21 protein-coding genes are annotated in these 19989 nt (G+C 63.4%); 2 read left to right on the top strand and 19 right to left on the bottom strand.

Annotated features, from left to right (window positions below; translation table 11 throughout):
* Nucleotides 1-52: 52 nt before the first annotated feature.
* Both purB and GC127_RS22875 read left to right on the top strand, forming a co-directional pair.
* Entirely contained in the window at nucleotides 53-1360 is a 1308-nt protein-coding gene (gene purB, locus GC127_RS16515; RefSeq protein ID WP_151979047.1) for an adenylosuccinate lyase, read from the top strand.
* Between the two features lie 34 nt (nucleotides 1361-1394).
* A complete protein-coding gene (locus GC127_RS22875) occupies nucleotides 1395-1562 on the top strand; it encodes a hypothetical protein (protein ID WP_157132423.1) in 168 nt (55 codons plus the stop codon).
* A 72-nt stretch (nucleotides 1563-1634) separates the two neighbouring features.
* Here the strand turns inward: GC127_RS22875 and GC127_RS16510 are convergent, their stop codons facing one another.
* From GC127_RS16510 to GC127_RS16420, 19 genes are all read right to left on the bottom strand, one after another.
* The gene (locus GC127_RS16510) at nucleotides 1635-5642 is read right to left on the bottom strand and encodes a glycoside hydrolase/phage tail family protein (RefSeq protein WP_151979046.1); all 4008 of its coding nucleotides are present in this window, start codon (nucleotides 5640-5642) and stop codon (nucleotides 1635-1637) included.
* Nucleotides 5643-5645: 3 nt separating this feature from the next.
* Nucleotides 5646-6089, bottom strand: a complete 444-nt coding sequence (locus GC127_RS16505; protein WP_151979045.1) for an NlpC/P60 family protein — start codon at nucleotides 6087-6089, stop codon at nucleotides 5646-5648.
* A complete protein-coding gene (locus GC127_RS16500) occupies nucleotides 6086-6961 on the bottom strand; it encodes a DUF2163 domain-containing protein (protein WP_151979044.1) in 876 nt (291 codons plus the stop codon). The genes GC127_RS16505 and GC127_RS16500 overlap by 4 nt, the downstream gene beginning before the upstream one ends.
* Nucleotides 6958-7590: a DUF2460 domain-containing protein gene (locus GC127_RS16495; protein ID WP_151979043.1), complete on the bottom strand. Its 633-nt coding sequence runs from the start codon at nucleotides 7588-7590 to the stop codon at nucleotides 6958-6960. Before GC127_RS16495 ends, GC127_RS16500 begins: the two co-directional genes overlap by 4 nt.
* A 13-nt stretch (nucleotides 7591-7603) precedes the next feature.
* Nucleotides 7604-8245 carry a phage tail tape measure protein gene (locus GC127_RS16490; RefSeq protein WP_151979042.1) on the bottom strand — a complete coding sequence of 214 codons (642 nt, stop codon included), beginning with the start codon at nucleotides 8243-8245 and terminating at the stop codon, nucleotides 7604-7606.
* Nucleotides 8238-8444 (bottom strand): rcc01693 family protein, encoded by a 207-nt coding sequence (locus tag GC127_RS16485; protein WP_008282340.1) that lies wholly within the window; start codon nucleotides 8442-8444, stop codon nucleotides 8238-8240. The genes GC127_RS16490 and GC127_RS16485 overlap by 8 nt, the downstream gene beginning before the upstream one ends.
* Entirely contained in the window at nucleotides 8441-8764 is a 324-nt protein-coding gene (locus GC127_RS16480; RefSeq protein ID WP_008282341.1) for a gene transfer agent family protein, read from the bottom strand. The genes GC127_RS16485 and GC127_RS16480 overlap by 4 nt, the downstream gene beginning before the upstream one ends.
* 4 nt (nucleotides 8765-8768) lie before the next feature.
* On the bottom strand, nucleotides 8769-9182 hold the full coding sequence (locus tag GC127_RS16475; protein ID WP_008282342.1) for a phage major tail protein, TP901-1 family: 414 nt from the start codon (nucleotides 9180-9182) through the stop codon (nucleotides 8769-8771).
* Between the two features lie 24 nt (nucleotides 9183-9206).
* The gene (locus GC127_RS16470; protein WP_151979041.1) at nucleotides 9207-9620 is read right to left on the bottom strand and encodes a DUF3168 domain-containing protein; all 414 of its coding nucleotides are present in this window, start codon (nucleotides 9618-9620) and stop codon (nucleotides 9207-9209) included.
* The gene (locus GC127_RS16465; RefSeq protein WP_151979040.1) at nucleotides 9617-9955 is read right to left on the bottom strand and encodes a head-tail adaptor protein; all 339 of its coding nucleotides are present in this window, start codon (nucleotides 9953-9955) and stop codon (nucleotides 9617-9619) included. Before GC127_RS16465 ends, GC127_RS16470 begins: the two co-directional genes overlap by 4 nt.
* On the bottom strand, nucleotides 9955-10554 hold the full coding sequence (locus GC127_RS16460; RefSeq protein WP_081506437.1) for a phage head-tail connector protein: 600 nt from the start codon (nucleotides 10552-10554) through the stop codon (nucleotides 9955-9957). Before GC127_RS16460 ends, GC127_RS16465 begins: the two co-directional genes overlap by 1 nt.
* A 149-nt stretch (nucleotides 10555-10703) precedes the next feature.
* The gene (locus GC127_RS16455; protein WP_008282346.1) at nucleotides 10704-11885 is read right to left on the bottom strand and encodes a phage major capsid protein; all 1182 of its coding nucleotides are present in this window, start codon (nucleotides 11883-11885) and stop codon (nucleotides 10704-10706) included.
* 33 nt (nucleotides 11886-11918) lie between these two features.
* A complete protein-coding gene (locus GC127_RS16450; protein ID WP_008282347.1) occupies nucleotides 11919-12476 on the bottom strand; it encodes an HK97 family phage prohead protease in 558 nt (185 codons plus the stop codon).
* 23 nt (nucleotides 12477-12499) lie between these two features.
* On the bottom strand, nucleotides 12500-12745 hold the full coding sequence (locus tag GC127_RS16445; RefSeq protein WP_008282348.1) for a hypothetical protein: 246 nt from the start codon (nucleotides 12743-12745) through the stop codon (nucleotides 12500-12502).
* Nucleotides 12738-13928 (bottom strand): phage portal protein, encoded by a 1191-nt coding sequence (locus GC127_RS16440; protein ID WP_151979039.1) that lies wholly within the window; start codon nucleotides 13926-13928, stop codon nucleotides 12738-12740. Before GC127_RS16440 ends, GC127_RS16445 begins: the two co-directional genes overlap by 8 nt.
* A gap of 106 nt (nucleotides 13929-14034) precedes the next feature.
* Nucleotides 14035-15135, bottom strand: a complete 1101-nt coding sequence (locus tag GC127_RS16435; RefSeq protein ID WP_151979038.1) for an MHYT domain-containing protein — start codon at nucleotides 15133-15135, stop codon at nucleotides 14035-14037.
* A 113-nt stretch (nucleotides 15136-15248) separates the two neighbouring features.
* Complete coding sequence (locus GC127_RS16430) at nucleotides 15249-17228, bottom strand: FAD-dependent oxidoreductase (RefSeq protein WP_151979037.1); 1980 nt, start codon at nucleotides 17226-17228, stop codon at nucleotides 15249-15251.
* Nucleotides 17225-17935: an NAD(P)-binding domain-containing protein gene (locus GC127_RS16425; protein WP_151979036.1), complete on the bottom strand. Its 711-nt coding sequence runs from the start codon at nucleotides 17933-17935 to the stop codon at nucleotides 17225-17227. The genes GC127_RS16430 and GC127_RS16425 overlap by 4 nt, the downstream gene beginning before the upstream one ends.
* Nucleotide 17936: 1 nt before the next feature.
* Nucleotides 17937-19982: an NADH:flavin oxidoreductase gene (locus GC127_RS16420; RefSeq protein ID WP_151979035.1), complete on the bottom strand. Its 2046-nt coding sequence runs from the start codon at nucleotides 19980-19982 to the stop codon at nucleotides 17937-17939.
* Between the last annotated feature and the right edge of the window lie 7 nt (nucleotides 19983-19989).

Genomic DNA, 19989 nt, shown 5'->3' with positions numbered 1-19989 from the left:
TCTTGCGACTACAAGCGCGGCAAATCCCCTTAGTCTGCTCAAGGATCGCCGCATGATACCTCGTTATTCCCGTCCCGACATGGTCGCCATCTGGGAACCTGCCACCAAATTCCGCATCTGGTTCGAGATCGAGGCCCATGCCTGTGATGCCATGGCCGATCTGGGCGTCATCCCGCGTGAGAATGCCCAAGCGGTCTGGAAAGCCAAGGACGTGGAGTTCAACGTCGCCCGCATCGACGAGATCGAGGCCGAGACCAAGCATGACGTCATCGCCTTTCTCACCCATCTGGCAGAGCATGTAGGCAGCGATGAGGCGCGTTTTGTGCATCAGGGCATGACCTCCTCGGACGTGCTTGATACCTGTTTCAACATCCAGCTGACCCGTGCCGCCGACATCCTGATTGCGGATATGGAGGGGCTTTTGGCCGCCCTCAAGCGTCGCGCATTCGAACATAAGGATACCCTGCGCATCGGCCGCAGCCATGGGATCCACGCAGAGCCCACCACCATGGGGCTGACCTTTGCCCGTTTCTACGCCGAGATGCAGCGCAACCTGCGCCGCCTACACACCGCCCGCGAAGAGATCGCGACAGGGGCGATTTCCGGTGCCGTCGGCACATTTGCCAATGTTGATCCGCGCGTCGAAGAGCATGTCTGCGCCCAACTTGGCCTGACGCCAGAGCCAATCAGCACCCAAGTGATCCCGCGCGATCGCCACGCGGCGTTTTTTGCCGCTCTTGGTGTCGTGGCCAGCAGCATCGAAAATGTCGCCATCGAAATCCGTCACATGCAGCGCACCGAAGTTCTGGAAGCGGCCGAGTTTTTCTCGATGGGGCAAAAGGGCTCTTCCGCCATGCCACACAAGAAGAACCCGGTGCTGACTGAAAACCTCACCGGCCTCGCCCGTCTCGTCCGCATGGCTGTGGTGCCCGCGATGGAAAACGTGGCCCTCTGGCATGAACGCGACATCTCGCACAGCTCGGTCGAGCGCATGATTGGCCCGGATGCCACCATCACCCTCGATTTCGCCCTCGCACGTCTGACCAATGTCATCGACAAGCTCTTGGTCTACCCTGACAACATGATGGCCAATATGAACAAGTTTCCCGGCCTTGTGATGTCGCAGCGCGTTCTATTGGCCCTGACCCAAGCCGGCGTCAGCCGCGAGGATGCCTATCGCCTTGTGCAGCGCAACGCGCTCAAGGTCTGGGAAACCGGCTGTGACTTCAAAACCGAGTTGCTGAATGATGCAGAGGTTACTGCCGCCCTCAGCCCGGCGGAAATTGATGAAAAATTCGACTTGGGCTATCATACAAAGCATGTGAACACGATTTTCGCGCGGGTTTTCGGGGAATCGTGATAGCCTGAACCCCTGTCCAACAGGGAGACATATGATGAAGTTGAAATTCGGATTGGCCGCCCTCGCGCTTGTCGTGACACCCAGCCTTGCCTTGGCAACGGGGGGCTGTAACTACAGCAAACAGAAACAGGCGATTTCCTGCGTTACAGGCACCGCATGGGATGCGGCGACCAGTAGCTGCGTGCCACAAACCTCAAGCTGATTTTTACGGGGCGGGATCACTCCCCGCCCCTGCTTTACCGTTCTACAAATACGCAAACACACACTGGGCATCTCAGAGATGACGAGTTGCAAATGTACCGGCTCCGAAACTCGCTGAGAGCTGAGCAACTTCGATCCGTTTGCCCGCATCTGCCCCATCGGCCACGCGTGCCGCTTGCTGATAAACCCAATCCGAGCTTTCCAGAGTGACCTCGCGCAAGACCTGCGCCCCTCGCATCACCCGCAAGAGATAGCGCTCGCTCTCCTCGCCAAGCGGCACCTCGGGCGTATCCCAACGATCCCCGCCAATCCGCGTGCGCCTGATCCACGTCACGGTCAAATCTCCTTGCGCCTCCATGAACCTCAGATGCACCGGCGCATAGGGTCGCAGGCCCACCCCATCAAAGGCCAAAATGGCATGGGCAAAGCTCGGGTCATCCACGGGTCGCCCCCCCGGCCCGATCCGGTAATGCAGCGCTTGCCCGCGCTGTGCCTCGGTCAACTCGATTTGCTGCGGCACGCCATTCAGGCGTACGACAAGCGATCCCGCAGGCCAGACACCACCGCCAGCCCTTTCAGTCCCCAACTGTCCCCGCAGCCGATGGCGCAGAATATACGTGTCCGGTGCCACCAATTCTGCATCGCGGAACTGGAACAATTCCCACCCCCCCGGGGTGCCATCGCCAATGGCACAAAGATTGCCGCCATTCAAAAGCGCCGTATCTCCCACGCTTTCCAGCGTCCCGAACCGCATCCGCACGAATAGCCCATCCCCCCGGTCGATCCGTCCCATCGGCGCAGGCAAAAGCGGCGTTTGCGTCACCCCCACCGTGCTGCGTGCCGCAATCAGGGTGTTAAGCCGGTAATCGGCATCCTCGGCGGACGAGTAAACCGCCGCCGTACCGGGCCAGGGATTGGCCAGCACCGCGATATGCGGCGCATGCGGCACCTCATCACCGGTCAAGAGCGGCAGATCAAGAAAGAGCGGCGTCACCGGTCCCGGTGCCACAAAGGGGCGCAGCCGCGCCGGGTTCTCTTCAATCAGGATCGGCCGATAGCTCTCGGGGTCGATCCGCACCGCATCGACACGCTGCGCATTGCCCATCTGCTCGATCCGGTCGATGCGGAACCGCGCGCCATCCCCCCCCTTGGGCAGGGCAATGACATCTCCTGCCCCAACGTCCAGCCGCGACGGCGGCAAGGTCAGGCGCAGCGTGTCCACCGACACCCGCGCCTCCGAGAGCCACCGCTCCACCACTTGCCGCCCCTCAGAACGCGTCAACGCAAGTGGCATTTCCGAGGCTGCCACCGCATGGGTCGCCTCGTCGGGCAGAATGGCCTCTTCTGAAATCGCGTCATAGTCAGCATCCGCCTCCAGAAACCGCAGCCGCACCCGGCCCGCCAGCTCTAGATCGCTACTGCGCAATTCCTCGATGACGCCGCCCAATTCCGGATCGCGCACCACCAGATCAAGATCAACCACATGATCCGCCCGGCCATCGCGTGCACGAAATTGCAGCACGCCTTGCCGCTCGATCGCATCCAGACCATAGGCCAGCATCAAGGGTTGCAAGGTCGCGCGCGCTGCACCCACCTGATCCACCAGAAACCCGCGCAAAAAGCCCTCAGTTCGGCTTGTGTCAAGATCACGCAGACCCGCCCGCGCCGCCACTTCTACCATGACATCCGCCAGCCGACGCCCGCTGACCCGACCATTGATCCAATGCCCGCGCGCATAGTTCGCACCATCTGACCAAAGCTCGAGATTTCCCGGAAAATAGGGATAGGGCCGCGCATCCCAGGCCCAGACATAGGCGTGATCCATGTCGAGCATTCGCCCCGCGTATTCTTCGGACTGCGGATTGCGCGCCGGATCATTCCAATAGGCGGCCATGGCGCGCAGATATTGCATCTGAATCAGCTCATCCCGCTGCCCTGTTGAATGGCGGGGCAAACTTGATTCAGAAGATTTGGGGTCAAGAAACTTGTTGGGTTCATTGCTGCCCTTGTCCACCGCCGCACAGCCATATTCGGTGAACCGGATCGGTTTCGATTGCGGCACCCAGGCGGTCGGCTCTGACGCGCGCAGCCCCCCCACCCGCTCGAAATGCCGGTGTTCCCACCAGTTGCGCACGTCCTTGAACCGCCAGATCCAAGGCTCACCGAACGCGTCATCGGTGATCGGCACCCGGCGTTGCGCCGCGCGCGCCTCTGACGTGGGGTAAAACCAGTCATAGCCCTCGCCGCCCTCGATATTGGCTTGCAGATAATCCAGATCATAGATCGACGGCCAATCGCGCGCATCAAGGTGCTCATCCCCCTCGCGCCAATCGCTGAGCGGCATGTAATTGTCGATCCCGACAAAATTGATATTGGCATCCGCCCACAGCGGATCGAGGTGAAAGAACCGATCGCCATTCCCCGGCTGATAGCCGAAATATTCAGACCAATCCGCAGCATAGCTGATCTTGACCTCCGGTCCCAGCAGCGCGCGCACCTCAGCCGCCAAGGCGATCAACTGCACCACCGCCGGAAAGCTGTTATTCGCGCCCCGGATCTGCGTCAGGCCGCGCATTTCCGACCCGATACAGAAACTCTCGACCCCGCCCACAGCCGCACAAAGCGCCGCCTGATGCAGAATGAAGCGACGATAAGACCATTCATCCGGCCCGTGATAGGCCACCGGGCTGCGCTTGAGCGCACCACCAAAACTCAGAATGTCCACCGCGCCGGTTCCGGCGCCCTCCTCCACCTGCGCCGCACTCGGTGTCACCGTAAAATCCGCCGCGCGCGCGGTGCCAAAAAACGCCGCCACCTCTGCCTCTGCCGCCGCCGTCTGATCCGGGCTGCCAACCTGCCCCGGCGCCTTGGATGTGGTGATCCGCCCGCGCCATGGCAGAATGGGCTGATCCTCGGCACCGCTCCACGGATCGGGCAGGCCGTTGCCCGGCATCTGCTCCATCAGGATGAACGGGTAGTAAAGCACGTCCTGCCCCGCTTGTTGCAGCGCCAGAATGGCCTCGATCACCGCCTGATCGGTCGGCGTGCCGCCATAAACCTCGCGGCCCTGCGCATCCTTGGGCACCTCACCTGCCCCTGAACGACCTAGGCTAGCGACCTGCCACGGCATGTTCGACGCCTCGAATTGCTTTTGCTCTACTCGTGGCCTGATCTGGCAAACTCCACAGCGCAGATCGTCGCCAAACCAGCTCACGATCAATGAGGTGGCCCGGCAGGCTGGCAATTCCTCAACCAGCGCCTCCAGCGCCGTCGCCATATCCGAGCGCCCTGAGGGGCTGTTGATATTGGCAATTCCGTTTGCGCCCAGACCGAAATTCATTGTGACCGGCGTTGTAGCCAGCGCATATTCGCCCGTGCCCGGCAGCATCGCCACGCCCCGCACCGACCGCACCGGATCAAGCGCGGCACCCGGCGTCTCGGCCTGAGACGGGCGACACACCTCAAAACTGAACTGCGGCACACGATTGCCAAACTGCGAAATATCGAGATCCTCGATCACCACATAGGCCGTGCCACGATAGGCGGGCACATTGCCCGCCCCCTCGACCGCCTCGATCCGGGGATCGGGCAATTGATCGCGCGCGCCCTTGTAGACCTGCATATTTAGGCTTGTAGGGGCGACCTCTGTTCCATCCGCCCAGATCCGTGCGACGCGGGTAATCTCCCCCTCACAGAGCGCCAGCGCCAAGCTCACCGAATAGCTGATCGCGCGCGTGTCTGGCGTGGCGGGACGCGGATTGCCCTTGCCGCCCCCCCGGCTGCCCTGTGTTACGGTCACGTTCTCGCGAAACTCGGTGGCCCAGATCACCTGCCCGCCAACGCGCATGCGCCCGTAAACCTGCGGGATGGCATCCCCCTCGCCCGCGCCAGTCAGGCGCAGACGGCTCACGCGCCCCGTCTCGACCACCTCCGATCCCTGGCCCAACAGACGTTGGTCAATCGAACGGCCAATGACCGCCCCGGCAAAGCGCCCAATCGCCACGGACGACAGGCCAAGCGCGGTGCCGCCCACCGCCCCGCCAATCGCGGCCCCTGCCGCAGATAACAGAATGGTTGCCATGTCTCAGCCCTCCTCGGGAAATGCAAATCGCGCCACAATGCGCCGCCGCCAAGGCGCGCTCAGCGCGGTCTCCACCACGCCATGCCCCGAATAGGCGTGAATGAAACTTGCGCGCGCGCCCAGTTCCGCGACCACGCCCAGATGTTTGGCAACCGCCCCCTCACGCATGCGAAAGAGGATCACGTCACCTGCCGCCTCTTCGGTCAAATCTTTCACCAGCAAATGCCGCGCCGCCGCCTGCCACAGCACCTCTTGCCGCGCCGGTTCTGACCAATCCATCGAATAGGCGGGGGGGCGTTCCGGCTCCGCACCGCACATCTCGCGCCACAGCCCTCGCACCAGCCCCAGACAATCGCAGCCCGCCCCGCGACAGGCCGCCTGATGCCGATACGGCGTGCCGATCCAGCCCCGCGCCGTCGCCACAATCCGCGCCCCCTGCCCGCTCACCTGCGGCTCCCGCCATCCAGACGCGGCGCCTTGCTGGGATCGGTAATCGTCCAGTCATCTCCGGGGATGTCCGGAAACCCTTGAAAGTTCACAAGATTGTCAAACTTGAACTGACAAGTTCCGCGACGCTTGTCGCACCCAGCCTCAATCCGCAGCGCATCACCGGGCATAACCTTAGCCCCTACAGGATGCCAAAGCTCGATCACCCGCCCCGTGCCTTCGGTCCGGTCTCGCTTGATCAACCCGATCAAGCCCGCCGCCGCGCCGCTCAAAACCCGGATCACGCCATGGCGAAACCAGTCTTCGGCAAACCCGCCCATCTCAGCAAAGCGAAACACGCGGTTCTCCTCCACCTCCTCGGCGGGCCGCTCTAAAACATACCCCGGCGTATCCAGATCAAAGCGACAATCGCGATCCCCCAGAACGGCGCTGCACGCCTTTTGATAGACCCGCCCCAAGGGAACGTTGAGCGCGTCGGTCAGCCCGCGCAGCTCGGCCTCAAACGCCCCGCCCGCACGCCGCAACTCGCCAATGCTGCCGCGAAAGAGCAGGCGCCGCGCCGCCACATCCTGCCAGTTCACAAGCCACGCGCGCAGTTCCGCGCCGTCGTAGCGCCCCGCCTCGATATCCGCCTCACGGATGGCGGCATCGTTCAGCGCGCCCAAGGCTTCGGTATTGTCCACCGACAACCCCGTCGTCTGCTGCAAGGCCAAGGCGCTCAACCCGGTGTCGGGGCGAAACGCAATTCCCTCAAAGGCCAACAGCCGGTCGTGATCGGTGAACCCCATCACCACCCCGTCACGCCGCGTCAGCGCCCAAGCGCGGCAGGTGGTGGTCACACCTGTGCCAAGATGCTCCAACAGACCCGTCATACTCGGATCTCCACCACCGGCACATTGGGCACCTCGCCCGCCTGAAAACTGGCAAGGCTGGTTTGAATGCGGTCTGTATCAAACCGCACAGGCACATCAAATTCATATCCCGCCGTGATCGGCACGCCGCGATTGGGCGGCTCGGAAAAGGTGACAATCCCGGTGGCGGTATCAACTGTGTAATGCACGCCGTCCTGCATCTCGACATTATCAAGACCCAGGCGCACCGTGCCCGTGACTGGCTTCACAATTGGCCGCAGCACGATCTGATCCCCTGACCGATAGGACTTGACCAGCGGAAAGGCGACAGTCGCATCATCGCCAACGCCAATTTCCTGATCCCGGTAATCCGGCGCAGCCTTGGCCCGGCCCGATTTGAAATCAGTCCAATCCTTCCAGCGAAAGCCAAAAAGCTGCCCGCGCCGCGCCTCGAAAAACGCGATCAACGCCTCGATATCGTCCAGAGACCGAAGCGCCACACCCGCATCATAGCGTCTGCGCGCCTGCGCCCAAGGCGTGTTGCGCTCCTCGAACCCGTTGGCGAGCGTGACGATATCCGTCAACCGCTCCGGCCCGCCAAGCGAGCCGAAACTCAGGCTTGCCGGAAATCTGACCTCGTGAAATCCCATGTCCTACTCCCTTTCAGCGATTGCGCCCGCCGCGCCCGATCACGCGGCCCAATTGCGCCGCGATCTGCCCTTGCGAGCGGCGAAACCCCTCGGCATCGGGGGTCTGGATATTCATCACCACGCTTACCGACCCGCCGCCCTGCGCGCGCACGCCCAAACGCCCATCCGGGCCACGACTGAGCGGCATGATCGCCTCTGGTCCAGCCTCGCCCATCAATCCGGTGCCACCCCGCATCGGAAACATGACCGGACCATTCACGACGCCACCATTGGCAAAGGGCTGCACCCGCCCCTGCGAAAACGACGCCCCGTTGGCAAAGGGGAATAGCCCCCCCACCAAGCTGCCGATCCCCTGCGAAATCAGGCCACCAATTTGATCCGTCACCGGACGTGCAGCGTCGTTGAATGCGGTATTGACCATGATCGTGGCCAACCGCCGCAAACTGTCCGACAGGCCGTCGCCATCAACCACAGCCCCCCGGATGGCCCCACGCAGGCCCCGGCTCAACCCCCGCTCCAGCGATTGCACATCCTGTTCGGCGCCGGCAAAGCCGCCCCGCACCCGCGCCAGTTCTGCGCCAAAGGCCGCCGCCATACTGGTCGTCTGCCCCATTGCATCATCAAGGGCGGCAATCTGCGCCTCCAACTCATCCATCGCTCATCTCTCCTTTTCCATCGGGAAAGGCGCGCAAGAGCGCCTCCAATCCAGCGCGCGCCATCGGGGTCACGCCCTGCCGCTCCCCCAGCATCAGGCGCAATTCGACCGGCGTCAGCGCCCAGAACTCGGCTGGTTTAAGGCCCAATCCCTGAAGCCCCGCGCGCATCAACGCAGGCCAGTCAAACCGCCCGCTCATGCGGCCCCCTCTGGCAAGGCAAAGGCCCGCGCCAAAAGCTCTGCCGCCGCCCGCGCCGCCGCCAACGGCCCGCCTTCGATGTCGGCACTCAGCAAATCCGCCGCCGATCCGCGCCAGCCACCGCCACGCAGCCCCGCCACGATCAGTGCAAGCACATCGCGGGTGGAAAACGCGCCCCCTTCGAACCGCGCCACCAGATCGACAAGCGAACCGCTCGCCAACCCCGCCTCCAACTCGGCCAGCGCGCCCAGCGTAAGGCGCATCACCTGCCGCTCTCCGCCGATCACCAACGCCACCTCGCCTGCCCAAGGGTTGGCCATCGGATCACAGCACCGTAAAGGTCAGTTGCCCCGCCGAGGCGAGCGCCAACTCATATGTCGCCTCACCATCATGGGTGCCGCCATATTCGATCGCCGTCACTTGGAAGGGCCCCTCGATGGTGCCAAAATCCGGGATCACCACCTGAAAATCCGGCATTTCCCCATCAAAGAAGATCTGCCGCGCCCGCGCATCGCTTGTCGCATCGCGGAAAATACCCGATCCGCTGATGCTTGCAGATTTAACACCCGCCCCCGCCAGCAATTCGCGCCACCCGCCCGCCGACTCAAGGCTGGTCACATCCACGCTCTCGGCGTTGAAACTCACGCGCGTGGCCCGTAGCCCCGCCACCGTCTGAAAGTTGCCGCTGCCATTGAGGTCAATCTTGACCAGCAGATCCTTGCCATTCTGTACAGCCATTGTCGTCACTCCAGAGTTTAAAGGTTAAGCGCCATCATCCACGCGCGCCTGAAAGGTCAGCTCGATCCGCCGCGCCTGCCCAGCCGTTTCGCGCCGGGCGCGGGCACGCAGGAAATTAAGGCCGCTCACCCGCCCGCGGGTCAGCGTTAAGTCAGCATCCAGCAGCGCATCGCTGACAGCACCCGCCACGGCCTTGGCCTCTTGAAACCCGCCACTCTCGCTGACAACGGTGACGGTGAAGCGGTGCCAAGCCCCGCCAGCGCTGCCATCGCCACGTGCGCGAACCTCCTCAGGGCCAAGCATCACATAGAGCGGCGGCACCCGGCCCGGCGGCAGCGCATCATGAATCGCACCGCCCACCAGCGCGCTTAATGCCACATCCTGCACCAGCCTGTGATACACCGCCGCCTGTAATCCTGCCGCCATCGCATAGCTCATGGCACCACCTCCTCTTGCGCCCAGAGAGACAGGTATCGCCCGCCCATATCCGCCTCTGTGACCGACAGGATTGCGAATTCGCGCGCACCATCGCGCAATCGGTTTCCGGCCTCTGGTCGCGACGCTGCCCCCTGCGGTGCAGCGCGCACCGTGATCCGATAGGCGGCGCGCGCCACAGCCGCGCCGCCCCCCTCCGCCTCTCGGGCCGTGCGCGCGGCAACCTCAGCCCAAAGCGTGCCGCGCACCTCCCAGACTTCCGTGACACCCCCCGCCCCGTCGGACAGACGCACCGCCGCCTCCAGCACGAGGGGCCGGTTCAGCCTCGGGCGCGCCATCACCGGGCACCCCCGCCCAACAGCCGCACCGTGCGATAGCGCTCGATCAGGCTGGCCACACCAAAGGGCATGCACCCGCTGCTCAGGCTCAGGTCATGCCGGTACTCGTAATAATGCGCCGCCAGCATCAACACGGCTTGCGCCAGATCTGCGGGCAAATCCCCCCAACCCACGCCAAAGCCCGCGCGAAACCGAACCTCTGCAACACCTCCGCGCACAATCACGGGCAGGAACGTGCCCACAGGCCGCAGCACAGGCCGATGCACATCCTGCTCCAGCCGGTAATGCGCGGGGTCAATCACCTCGACCTCATCCGCCCGGTTGCGCAACCCAAGGCTCAGCAGCGCCCGCACGGGTGCCACCGGCAAGGCCTGGCCTGTCGCATCCCTCCAGTGATGCACCGCCCAAGAAAATTCGCGCTCCAGCAAGACCTTACCGGTGCGCCCCTCGATGGCCGCCAGCGACGCACGCAGAAAACTTTCCAGAACCGGGTCCTGGATATCGTCATCGGCAAAGCCCGTGCCCAACCGCAGATGCGCCTTGAACTCCGCCAGCGGCAGCGCGGCCAGGGGCACCGCAGTTTCTTCGATTAACATCATGGACCTACTCCATTTATCCCGGACCCCTCCGGTGGTTCAGGCGCGCGCCATTCCGCGTTGCACGGACGGAGGGGACAGTTGGACAACGCCTCGCCCGAACAGCACGCGCCCCGGGGCGAGGGGATCACCCCCGCCCCGTCGCCGCGTCCTCAGGAAACGGCAAACTTCAAAAGCTTGATCGCCTTGAAATCGGACACATCGCCGCCCACTCGCTTGGTCGCGTAGAACAGGACATGCGGCTTGGCGCTGTAGGGATCACGCAACACCCGCAAATCCGGGCGCTCGGCCACCGTGTAACCGGCATGGAAATCCCCAAAGGCGATAGCATTGGCCCCGGTCGCGATATCGGGCATATCCTCGGCGATCAGCACCGGGTAACCCATCAGCCGCGCAGGTTCTCCGGCGGCCAGACCGTCCGACCACAGAAACCGCCCATCGGCATCCTTCATCTTGCGAATGGTGCCTGCGGTTTTGGAATTCATCACGAAGGTGCCGTTCGCCCGGTACTGCGCGCCCAAGGCATAGACCAGATCAACAATCGGATCAGGCCCCGAAATCGCGCCCGCAACACCGGTGGGCACATAGCCAAGATTGCCCCAGACCCAGACATCATTGTCCACATTCGGATGCGTCAGGAACCCGCGCGGCTTGTCCACCCCATCGCCCGCAACGAACGCCGCCGCCTCGGCGCGCGCGAACTTGTCGGCGATGCGCCCTGCCAGCCAGCCCTCGACGTCAAAGGCGCTGTCATCCAGCAACCGCTGGCTGGCCTTGGGCAACGCGCTCAACTCATGTAGCGGGATACTGATGCGGTCGATCACCGGCGTATCGCTCTCGGACACTGTGCCGCTTTCCGTGGCCCAGCCATGGCCCACATCGGTGTGATCCACCAGCACATCAAAGCTGGTGGCCTCGACCGCCACCACATTGGCAACCGCCCGGATCGACGCGGTGGACCTCAGAACCGAGCGGATCGTCTCGGCGGTTTGCGGGTCGACCAGATAGCCGCCCTCCCCCGCGATGGCGGTGTTCAGCGCCTTGCCCTCCAATTCGAGGCCGCGCAGCCCGTCATCGTCGCCACCGCGCAGATAGGCGTCAAACGCCTTGCGATGCGGCGCAGAGCCGTCAGAACTGGCCGCCAGATGCGGACGCGCAAGCGCGATGGATTTGCGTTCAAACATGGTCATTTTCTCTTCTTGCTGTTGCAGTCGGTTGTGAATTTCGGCTCGAAAGCCGCTGAATTCGCTCAGAAACCCCGCCACTGCGGATTTCACCTCGGCCACCGGAGACAGATCTTCCCCGGCCCGAGCCTTTGCTTGGGTCATCATCATTCCATCCTTCAGGTTTGGGTCCTCGCTCGGGCGCTACACCTGCGCCATCTCCCGGCGGGCCGCGTCGAACGCCGCCGCCATCTCGCGCAGGGCTTGGGCCTCGGGGGCATCGCCCTTGGCCGTCACCCGCGCACTGGGCAGCATCGGGAAGGTCACCAGCGACACTTCCCACAGCTCCAGTTCCGTCAAGAGCCGCTGGCCCTTGTCATTCTTCACCGCGCGCAGCGTCCGGTATCCAATGCTGAGGCCATCAATCGCCCCCGCCGCGATCAGCGCTGCCGCCTCACGCGCACGCGCGACACTCTCCAAAAGCCGCCCCTTGACCCACAGACCCCGCGCATCCTCGCGCACCTCATCCCAGATGCCGATCGGTTGCGCCGGATCATGCTGCCACAGCATCTTGACGCGCCGCCCCTCCTTGGCCAGCCGCCCGAGAGAGGCCGCATAGGCCCCCCGCTCGACAATATCGCCCCCTTGGTCGGGCGCGCCGAACAGGCTGGCGTAGCCCTCGATCTGCCCGGCCTCGCTCACGCTCAGCACCGCCCCATCCAGACGCGCGAATTTGCGTTCCAGCCCTGTATCCATGTCCATCCGTCTCATCCTTTCGCTCTGCCTTATCCCGGCAATACCGCCAAAAGCGGCTGAAACGCCTGCGCGAGGATCGCTGCCACCACACCGTAAACCGCCAGCCACAATCGCCGCTCCAGCCGCTCCAAGGCCGCCTCGGTGCGCTCCAACCGCTCGGTCATCGCGCGGGTCTGAAACTCTGAAACCCGCTCATGCGCCTCCATTCGCAGCCCCGGCGCACAGTCGAACGCCTCGAACCCATAGCGCGGCGGCGGCACTCCCCGCTCAGCCATTGACCTCCTCCACCGCCAGTGCAGGCAGGCCCAAAAGGCTGCGCTTTTCTCCATCGCTCAGAAAGTCTGCCCCACTCACCCGTGCCCATTGCGCATCACGCTCCGCTGCCAGCGCCGGCACCTGATCCAGATCGGGGACAAGATCCAACGCCTCACCGCTCATCCGCCCCAGCCAGGCCGATACCGTCGCAGCCACCCGCATGGCCAAAGGCAACACCGTCAGCCGATAAAACGCACGGTTGGCCTCCTGATAATTCGCGAATGTCGCATCGCCGGGAATACCGAGCAGCATCGGCGGCACGCCAAAGGCCAGCGCAATCTCGCGCGCCGCGCTCTCCTTGGTCTTCTGGAATTCCATGTCCGATGGGCTGAACCCCATCGGCTTCCAATCCAGCCCGCCCTCTAACAGCATCGGCCGCCCGGCATTGCGCGCGCCCTGATGATGCGCCTCCATCTCGCTGACCAGCCGGTCATATTGATCGCCAGACATCGCCCCCTGTCCCTCCGGCCCCTTATAGACAATCGCACCCGAGGGGCGCGCCGCATTGTCCAAAAGCGCCTTCGACCAGCGGCTTGCCGAATTATGCACATCCACCGCCTGCGCCGCCGCCTGCAATGGCGACAGCCCATAATGGTCGTCCTGAGGGTGAAAGGTCTTGATATGACAGACGCAAGGAACGCCCTCGCGCACATCGAACCGATGCTTGCGGCCCGCCACGGCATATTCATAGGCCACGGGCCAGCCATCCGCCCCCGGCACCACGCTCATCCGGTCAGAGCGCAGCACATGCAGTTCCAACGGCATGCCCCCCGCGCCCACCGCCTCGATATAGGCATTGCCTGTCAACAAAAGCTGGCCAAAAAGCGCCTCAAAAAGCTCCGCCCGCCCCTGCGCCGGATTGGGGCATTTGATCAGGCTCAGCACCGGATGGACGGCAAAGCGCTGCTCAGAATTCTGCAACACCAGCGGCAGCGCCGCCGCCGCCTCAGCAATCATCTTCACACAACGAAACCCCACCGGATTTCCCGAAAACCCGGTGCGCGTCAGGCTGACGGTATCGCGCGGGCTCCAGGCCACACGCCCCGCGCCATGCCACGCCATCACACGGCCAGCCGCGCTTGCCTTTTGTTCGGGTGCCGCGTCGGGGGCACCGCCCCCTTGCCGGAAAAAATCCAGTATCATCGCGTTACTCTCCTTGATCCCGCTGACGCCGGGCCTCTTGCCCGCTTGAGAGGCATCAGACCGTCAAAGGTTTAAGGAAAGTAAACCAGACCGAGCGGGCCAGCGCTCAGACCCCCAAAGCCTCGCGCAACTCCGCCAGACGCGAACGGCTGACAGGGGTGGTAACGTCTTGCCCGCCAAGGCGAAAATAGCACAGCCCATTGTCCTTACGCCGCTCGAAATGCGAGACATGCGCCGGATTGACCAGATAGCTACGATGCACCTTAAGGAACGGACCGGGGCTCAACCGCCGCTCGGCCTCGGTGATTGACCACGTGCAAAAATGCTTGTTGGCCCCGGTATAGAGCAGCGTGTAATGCCCCTCGGCCCGCAAAAACGCCACATCACGCGCATCGATGAAATGGGTCTGCCCGTGGTGCTCATAGGGAATGCGCTGCAAGACTTGGACGGGTTTGACCTCTGCCTCAACAGGCAAAGCCCCCTCCACTTTGGCCCCCTGCGCCAGAAACGTGACCCCCGTCAGCAAGAACGCCCCGCACAGAACAAACGAACTGACCAGCACCCCCAGCGCCAAAACCTCATTGCCCATCAACGGGCCAATCTCCTGCGCCGTTGGCACTGCCACAAACCGTGTGCCGAACACCGCCGCGAAATGCACAAGGAACACGGCAAAGCCAAACGCCAATGTGCCCAGCAGAATATTGCGTGGCCGCCGCTGACCATAGGCCACCCAAATCGCCGCCACGCTCAGCCCACAGGCCGCCAGCACCGCAAACACCACCCCCGGCAGCGTGTAAACCGCCCGGCAAAGCTGTAGCCCAGACATTCCCAGATAATGCATCGCCACAATACCAAGACCGATGACACAGCCCGCCGCCGTCAGGCTCGCCCGCGTGCGCGGGTAGAAATGCAAGAGCAGCAGCGCCGCCCCTACCATCAGGATTGCAATCAGCGCCGATCCCAGCGTGATCATCGCATCGTAATAAATCGGGATCGGCAGTTGCAGCCCCAGCATCGCCACGAAATGCATCGACCAGATGCCACCGCCCAGCGCAATCGCCGCCAAGGTCACGGAAAGTTTACGCATCGCTACGGGTTGCGCCGCAATGCCACGGGTCAGCGAAAACCCGGTAAAGGCTGCCACAAGCGACACGCTCAGTGACGCAACGACCAACCAGAGATTATGCGAATACTCCAGAAATTCCATGTCGACCCAACGGCTTGAGCATACCGCAAGAGCACCGGCAACCGCCGCCGCGCTCTTCCTCCCTTTTGCTCGGATCGTATGTCGCGGCCGCTCTCCTTACAAGGCTCTTGACCTCACAGGCTAAGCGCCAGTTTGCGCCCATCGTGAAACGCCTGCGCCGCCAGCCGTGGGGCATGGGCATCGCCAATCAGCGCCGCCGAAATGCCCAGATCAGCCAGTCCTTGACGCAAGCTCACATCCGCCCGATTGGTCGTCGCCAACACCAGACTATCCGCCGCCACATGAGACCGCGCGCCGGTCAAAAGGTCCACCACCTCGGCCCCGCCGTTCTGCCAGCCAGTGATGGCGCTCTCGGTCAAAAACCGCACGCCCAGCGCCGCCAGACGCCGCCTGAGCGGCACATCGGCGGCAGACCGCTCCAATTCGCGCCCGACAATAGCCTGTGGCGTCACGATCACCACCTGATGCCCCGCCTCGGCCAGATGCCAGGCGGTGCCACCCCCCCGCCAATTGCCGCCCTCATCCAGCACGATCACCCGGGGCCCCAGCCGCGCCGCGCGCCGCATCACATCCTCGACCGGCCAGACATTCCCATCAAGGCCGGGCAATTCCGCGACCTGCGGTATCGCCTTTTGAAACCCGGTGCCCGCTGGCAAAGACCCGGTGGCGAGGATCACCTGATCCGCCCCCATCGCAGCAATCTCGCCCGCGTCCAGATAGCTGTTAAAGTGCATCTCGACGCCCAAGCGCTCCAACTGCCGCGCATACCAGCCCAGCAGGTCCAAGATCTGCGCCCGCCTTGGCTGCAGCCCCGCCAACCGGAACTGCCCGCCCAACTCCGGCCCGGCCTCATGCAGACACACCCGGTGCCCGCGCTCTGCCGCCACCCGCGCGGCCTCCAGCCCCGCAGGCCCAGCGCCCACAACCAGCACAGTACGGACCTGCTCCGCCGGGCGGAACCGATCACCGCCCCATTGATGCTCCCATCCCACCGACGGGTTGATCAGGCAGGAAATCCAGTAGTCCCGGCTACGCCGCCCCCAGCATTGCTGATTGCACGAAATGCAGCCCCGCACATCTTCGGGGCGCCCCGCTTCGGCCTTGGCCACCAGATGTGGATCGGCAATCTGCCCGCGCACGATCGAGACCATGTCGGCCTCGCGTGCGCCCAGCACCGTATTGGCATTCTCGGGCGTGCGAATATGGCTTTCCGCCGTCACCAAGGCATGTCGCACCACGCCCTTTAGCCGCGCCGCCAGATCAACCCCCAGCTTTTCAGGATATAGAAATGTCGGCATCAAGGGATGATAATCCAGATAGCTGCCTGACCCGCAGGTCACATAATCCATCAACCCTTCGGCATCATGCAACGCCACAACCTCCGCCATGGCCTCATGCCCCAGCGTCGCCTCGACGGTCGAACCATCACTCACCGACAGTCCGACAATAAACCCCGGCCCACAGGCCGCCCGCACCCTGCGCAGGATTTCGCGCGAAAACCGCGTGCGGTTCTCAAGGCTGCCGCCCCACTCATCGTCCCGCGTGTTCGACATCGGCGTCCAGAACTGATCCAGCAGACAATGATAGGCGGCCCAGACCTCGACCCCGTCAAACCCGGCTTTCTGACAGCGCAGCGCCGCCGCTACAAAGCTCTCAATGATTTCCTCGATTTCCGCGCCGCTCATCTCGTGACTGCCGTCACTGTCATGCCAGCTTGGCCCGCCCGAGGGCGACCATGCCGCGTGCCAGCTATTGTCCTGATCGCCATGCGCGCCCACGTGATAAAGCTGCTGCACCACCACCGCGCCATGCCGTTTGACAGCCTGCGTCAGCTTGGCAAAGGCCGGGATCACCTCATCCGAGGAATGCCGGAAATTGCCCCGCGTCAACACGGCGGTGCGATGCACCGGCATCGGCTCAACGACAATCATCGCAGCCCCGCCAATGGCCCGCTCTTCGTAATAGGCAATATGCCGCGCGCCCGGCAGACCGTCCTCGGCCATATTCGTCGTATGCGCCCCAAACACCACCCGGTTGCGCAGGGTATGCCCCGCCAGCACAGCAGGGCGAAACACATGCGAAAACGCACTCATCCCTTGTCCGCCAAACGGTCCAGACCCTCGCTCAACGCCGCACGCATCCCCGCCCCCTCCATATGCTGCCTGAGGCGCTGATTATATCCGCCCTCCGTGTTGAGCGCGTCCAGCATCGGCTGACACGCCCCGCTCATCAGGCTGCTTCCCACCAGATGCCGCAGAAACGCCTCGCCCCCGCCCAGCCACTCCGCCGCGCCGCGGACCATCTGCACCGCGGGCGACAACACCGCTTGCGCACATAGATACGCCTCCAACTCCGCCCGGTCGCGCAAGCTGTAAACCGTGTTGGCAGGCGCAAAAAGCGCCTCGATCACCGCAACCTTACCCAGCGCCAGAATGGGTGATCCACCCTGCGCAATCCCCGGATAGGGCAGCATCACCGCCTCGGCCCGCGCCGGGGCCACCAACGCCGCCACCTCTTCCAGCGGCATCCCCGCCATAAAGGACACCACCCGCTGATCTGCCCGGAACCGCAGCGTTCCCAAAACCTCTGCCGCAAGCTCCGCCATAAGCCCAAGAAACACGACCTCGCTCGCGTCCACCACAGGCTGATTGGACGCGACGGTCACATTGGCAAAATCCCCCGCCAGCCGCGCCGCTCGCCCAGCATTGCGCTCTGATACCGCGATCTCATGCCCCTCAGGGGCCAGCGCCCGCACCACCGCCTCGGAAATGGTGCCGGTACCCAGAAACCCCAGCCGCATGTCAGATGTCCTTCATCAGCCGCAGCGCATCGTAAATCGCTGCATGGGTATTGCGCGACGACACCGCATCGCCAATCCGAAACAACTGGAACGCGCCCTCGGGATTGCTGTCAACCGCCTGCGCATCTCCGGCAATCAGCGCATCCTGATCCACCTCACCCAGATTGCGCGACAGGGGCTTCAACTCGAAGTAAAGATCATCGAGCGGCAGCGTACCATAATTCACCACCACCTGATCATAGGTCTTCTCAGAGGTGAACTTACTATAATCCGTGCCGATCTTGGCCTTCAGCCGGTTGCCATCCCGCGTCACATCCAAAAGCCGCCGCGTCACGGTAAAGGTCACATCCTTGTCCTGAAGGCTGCGCATGTACGGCACCAGATTCATCGCCATGATATCGGGCGCAAAAACCCGGTCCGGTGTCATCACCTCAACGCTCGCCCCGGCATTGGCCGCAACCTCTGCCGCCATCAACCCCGGATGATCGCCACTCTCGTCATAGATAAGGACAGTCTGCCCCGGCTTCACATCGCCCGAAATCAAATCCCAGGCCGTGACAACCAACTCTTGCTCTTTGCCACTTTCAAAAAGCTCGCGATTGGGCAGGCCCCCTGTCGCCACAATCACCACATCGGGGTTAAGGGCGGTCACATCCTCGGCCTCGGCGACTGTGTTGAAGTGAAAGACCACATCGCGCGCCGCGCATTGCGCCATACGCCAGTCGATGATGCTGATCATCTCGCGCCGACGAGGATTAAGCGCGGTCAGCCGGATTTGCCCCCCCGGATCGGGCTGCGCCTCGAACACGGTCACATCATGGCCGCGCTCTGCAGCCACGCGCGCCGCCTCCAGCCCCGCAGGCCCCGCGCCGACAATCACAACCTTTTTGCGTGTCTCAGCCGGGCTAATCTCATGCGGCATGGTCAATTCACGGCCCGTGGCGGCGTTGTGAATGCACAGCGCCTCACCTGCGGCATAAATCCGGTCCAGACAGAAGGTCGCGCCGACACAGGGCCGAATATCCGCTTCGCGCCCCTCGATGATTTTGCGCACGATATGCGGGTCCGCCATATGCGCCCGCGTCATGCCAACCATATCCAAAAGCCCCGCTTGGATCGCGTGCCGCGCAGTTGCCACATCGGGGATCTTGGCGGCGTGGAACGTGGGCATGCCTGTCGCCGCCCTGACCGCCCCCGCGAAATCCAAATGCGGCGCAGATCGCATCCCCTGCACCGGGATCACATCGGTCATCGCCGGATCGGTATGAATACGCCCCCGGATCACATTAAGGAAATCGATCATGCCGGTGGCCGCCAGCCGCTTGGAAATCTCCAACCCCTCCTCGGGCGTGATCCCCCCCGCCTCGGCCTCATCCGCCGTATAGCGAAGACCTACGATAAACTCAGTGCCTACCCGCTTGCGAATGGCGGCCAGCACATCCAAAAGCAGCTTCATCCGGCTCTCAAGGCTCTGTCCACCATAGGGCCCGTCCAGATCATTGGTCAGCGGCGACCAGAACTGATCAAGAAGATGGCCATACACCTGCAACTCGATCCCATCCATGCCCCCCTCTTTCATCCGCTCCGTGGCATCGACGAAATCCGTAATGATGCGCGCAATATCCCAATCCTCCGCCAGCTTGGGAAAGGCCCGGTGCGCCGGTTCGCGATGCTTGGTCGAGGACACAGACGGCAACCAATCGCCCTTGGACCAGCCGGTGCGCCGCCCCAGATGCGTAAGCTGGATCATCACCGCGCACCCATGCTCGTGACAGGCATCGGTCAACTGCCGGATATAGGGCACCACCTCGTCTTTATAGGCCAACACGTTGTTGAACACGGGCGGGCTGTCCTTGGACACCGCCGCCGAGCCTGCGGTCATCGCCAGCGCCACGCCTGCGCGGGCGCGCTCGGCGTGATAGGCGGTATAGCGCGCCTTGGGCATGCCATCCTCAGGATAGGCCGGCTCATGGCTCGTGGTCATGATCCGGTTTTTCAGGGTCAGATGCTTGAGTTGATAGGGTTGCAGCAGCGGGTCACGCGACATGGGCGTT

It is taken from the genome of Roseovarius sp. EC-HK134 (assembly GCF_902498815.1).
GTDB lineage: Bacteria > Pseudomonadota > Alphaproteobacteria > Rhodobacterales > Rhodobacteraceae > Roseovarius > Roseovarius mucosus_A.
This window is presented reverse-complemented; position numbering and strand designations above follow the sequence as displayed.

What these genes read in the sequence shown, in the direction of transcription:
- GC127_RS16420 (WP_151979035.1), bottom strand. Translation starts at nt 19,982, where the DNA reads ATGTCGCGTGACCCGCTGCTGCAACCCTATCAACTCAAGCATCTGACC.
- GC127_RS16450 (WP_008282347.1), bottom strand. Translation starts at nt 12,476, where the DNA reads ATGGACATGGATACAGGGCTGGAACGCAAATTCGCGCGTCTGGATGGG.
- GC127_RS16440 (WP_151979039.1), bottom strand. Translation starts at nt 13,928, where the DNA reads ATGATACTGGATTTTTTCCGGCAAGGGGGCGGTGCCCCCGACGCGGCA.
- GC127_RS16485 (WP_008282340.1), bottom strand. Translation starts at nt 8,444, where the DNA reads ATGAGCGGGCGGTTTGACTGGCCTGCGTTGATGCGCGCGGGGCTTCAG.
- GC127_RS16465 (WP_151979040.1), bottom strand. Translation starts at nt 9,955, where the DNA reads ATGGCGCGCCCGAGGCTGAACCGGCCCCTCGTGCTGGAGGCGGCGGTG.
- purB (WP_151979047.1), top strand. Translation starts at nt 53, where the DNA reads ATGATACCTCGTTATTCCCGTCCCGACATGGTCGCCATCTGGGAACCT.
- GC127_RS16490 (WP_151979042.1), bottom strand. Translation starts at nt 8,245, where the DNA reads ATGGATGAGTTGGAGGCGCAGATTGCCGCCCTTGATGATGCAATGGGG.
- GC127_RS16470 (WP_151979041.1), bottom strand. Translation starts at nt 9,620, where the DNA reads ATGAGCTATGCGATGGCGGCAGGATTACAGGCGGCGGTGTATCACAGG.
- GC127_RS16510 (WP_151979046.1), bottom strand. Translation starts at nt 5,642, where the DNA reads ATGGCAACCATTCTGTTATCTGCGGCAGGGGCCGCGATTGGCGGGGCG.
- GC127_RS22875 (WP_157132423.1), top strand. Translation starts at nt 1,395, where the DNA reads ATGAAGTTGAAATTCGGATTGGCCGCCCTCGCGCTTGTCGTGACACCC.
- GC127_RS16430 (WP_151979037.1), bottom strand. Translation starts at nt 17,228, where the DNA reads ATGAGTGCGTTTTCGCATGTGTTTCGCCCTGCTGTGCTGGCGGGGCAT.
- GC127_RS16460 (WP_081506437.1), bottom strand. Translation starts at nt 10,554, where the DNA reads ATGATGTTAATCGAAGAAACTGCGGTGCCCCTGGCCGCGCTGCCGCTG.
- GC127_RS16500 (WP_151979044.1), bottom strand. Translation starts at nt 6,961, where the DNA reads ATGACGGGTCTGTTGGAGCATCTTGGCACAGGTGTGACCACCACCTGC.
- GC127_RS16455 (WP_008282346.1), bottom strand. Translation starts at nt 11,885, where the DNA reads ATGATGATGACCCAAGCAAAGGCTCGGGCCGGGGAAGATCTGTCTCCG.
- GC127_RS16435 (WP_151979038.1), bottom strand. Translation starts at nt 15,135, where the DNA reads ATGGAATTTCTGGAGTATTCGCATAATCTCTGGTTGGTCGTTGCGTCA.
- GC127_RS16480 (WP_008282341.1), bottom strand. Translation starts at nt 8,764, where the DNA reads ATGGCCAACCCTTGGGCAGGCGAGGTGGCGTTGGTGATCGGCGGAGAG.
- GC127_RS16475 (WP_008282342.1), bottom strand. Translation starts at nt 9,182, where the DNA reads ATGGCTGTACAGAATGGCAAGGATCTGCTGGTCAAGATTGACCTCAAT.
- GC127_RS16425 (WP_151979036.1), bottom strand. Translation starts at nt 17,935, where the DNA reads ATGCGGCTGGGGTTTCTGGGTACCGGCACCATTTCCGAGGCGGTGGTG.
- GC127_RS16495 (WP_151979043.1), bottom strand. Translation starts at nt 7,590, where the DNA reads ATGGGATTTCACGAGGTCAGATTTCCGGCAAGCCTGAGTTTCGGCTCG.
- GC127_RS16445 (WP_008282348.1), bottom strand. Translation starts at nt 12,745, where the DNA reads ATGGCTGAGCGGGGAGTGCCGCCGCCGCGCTATGGGTTCGAGGCGTTC.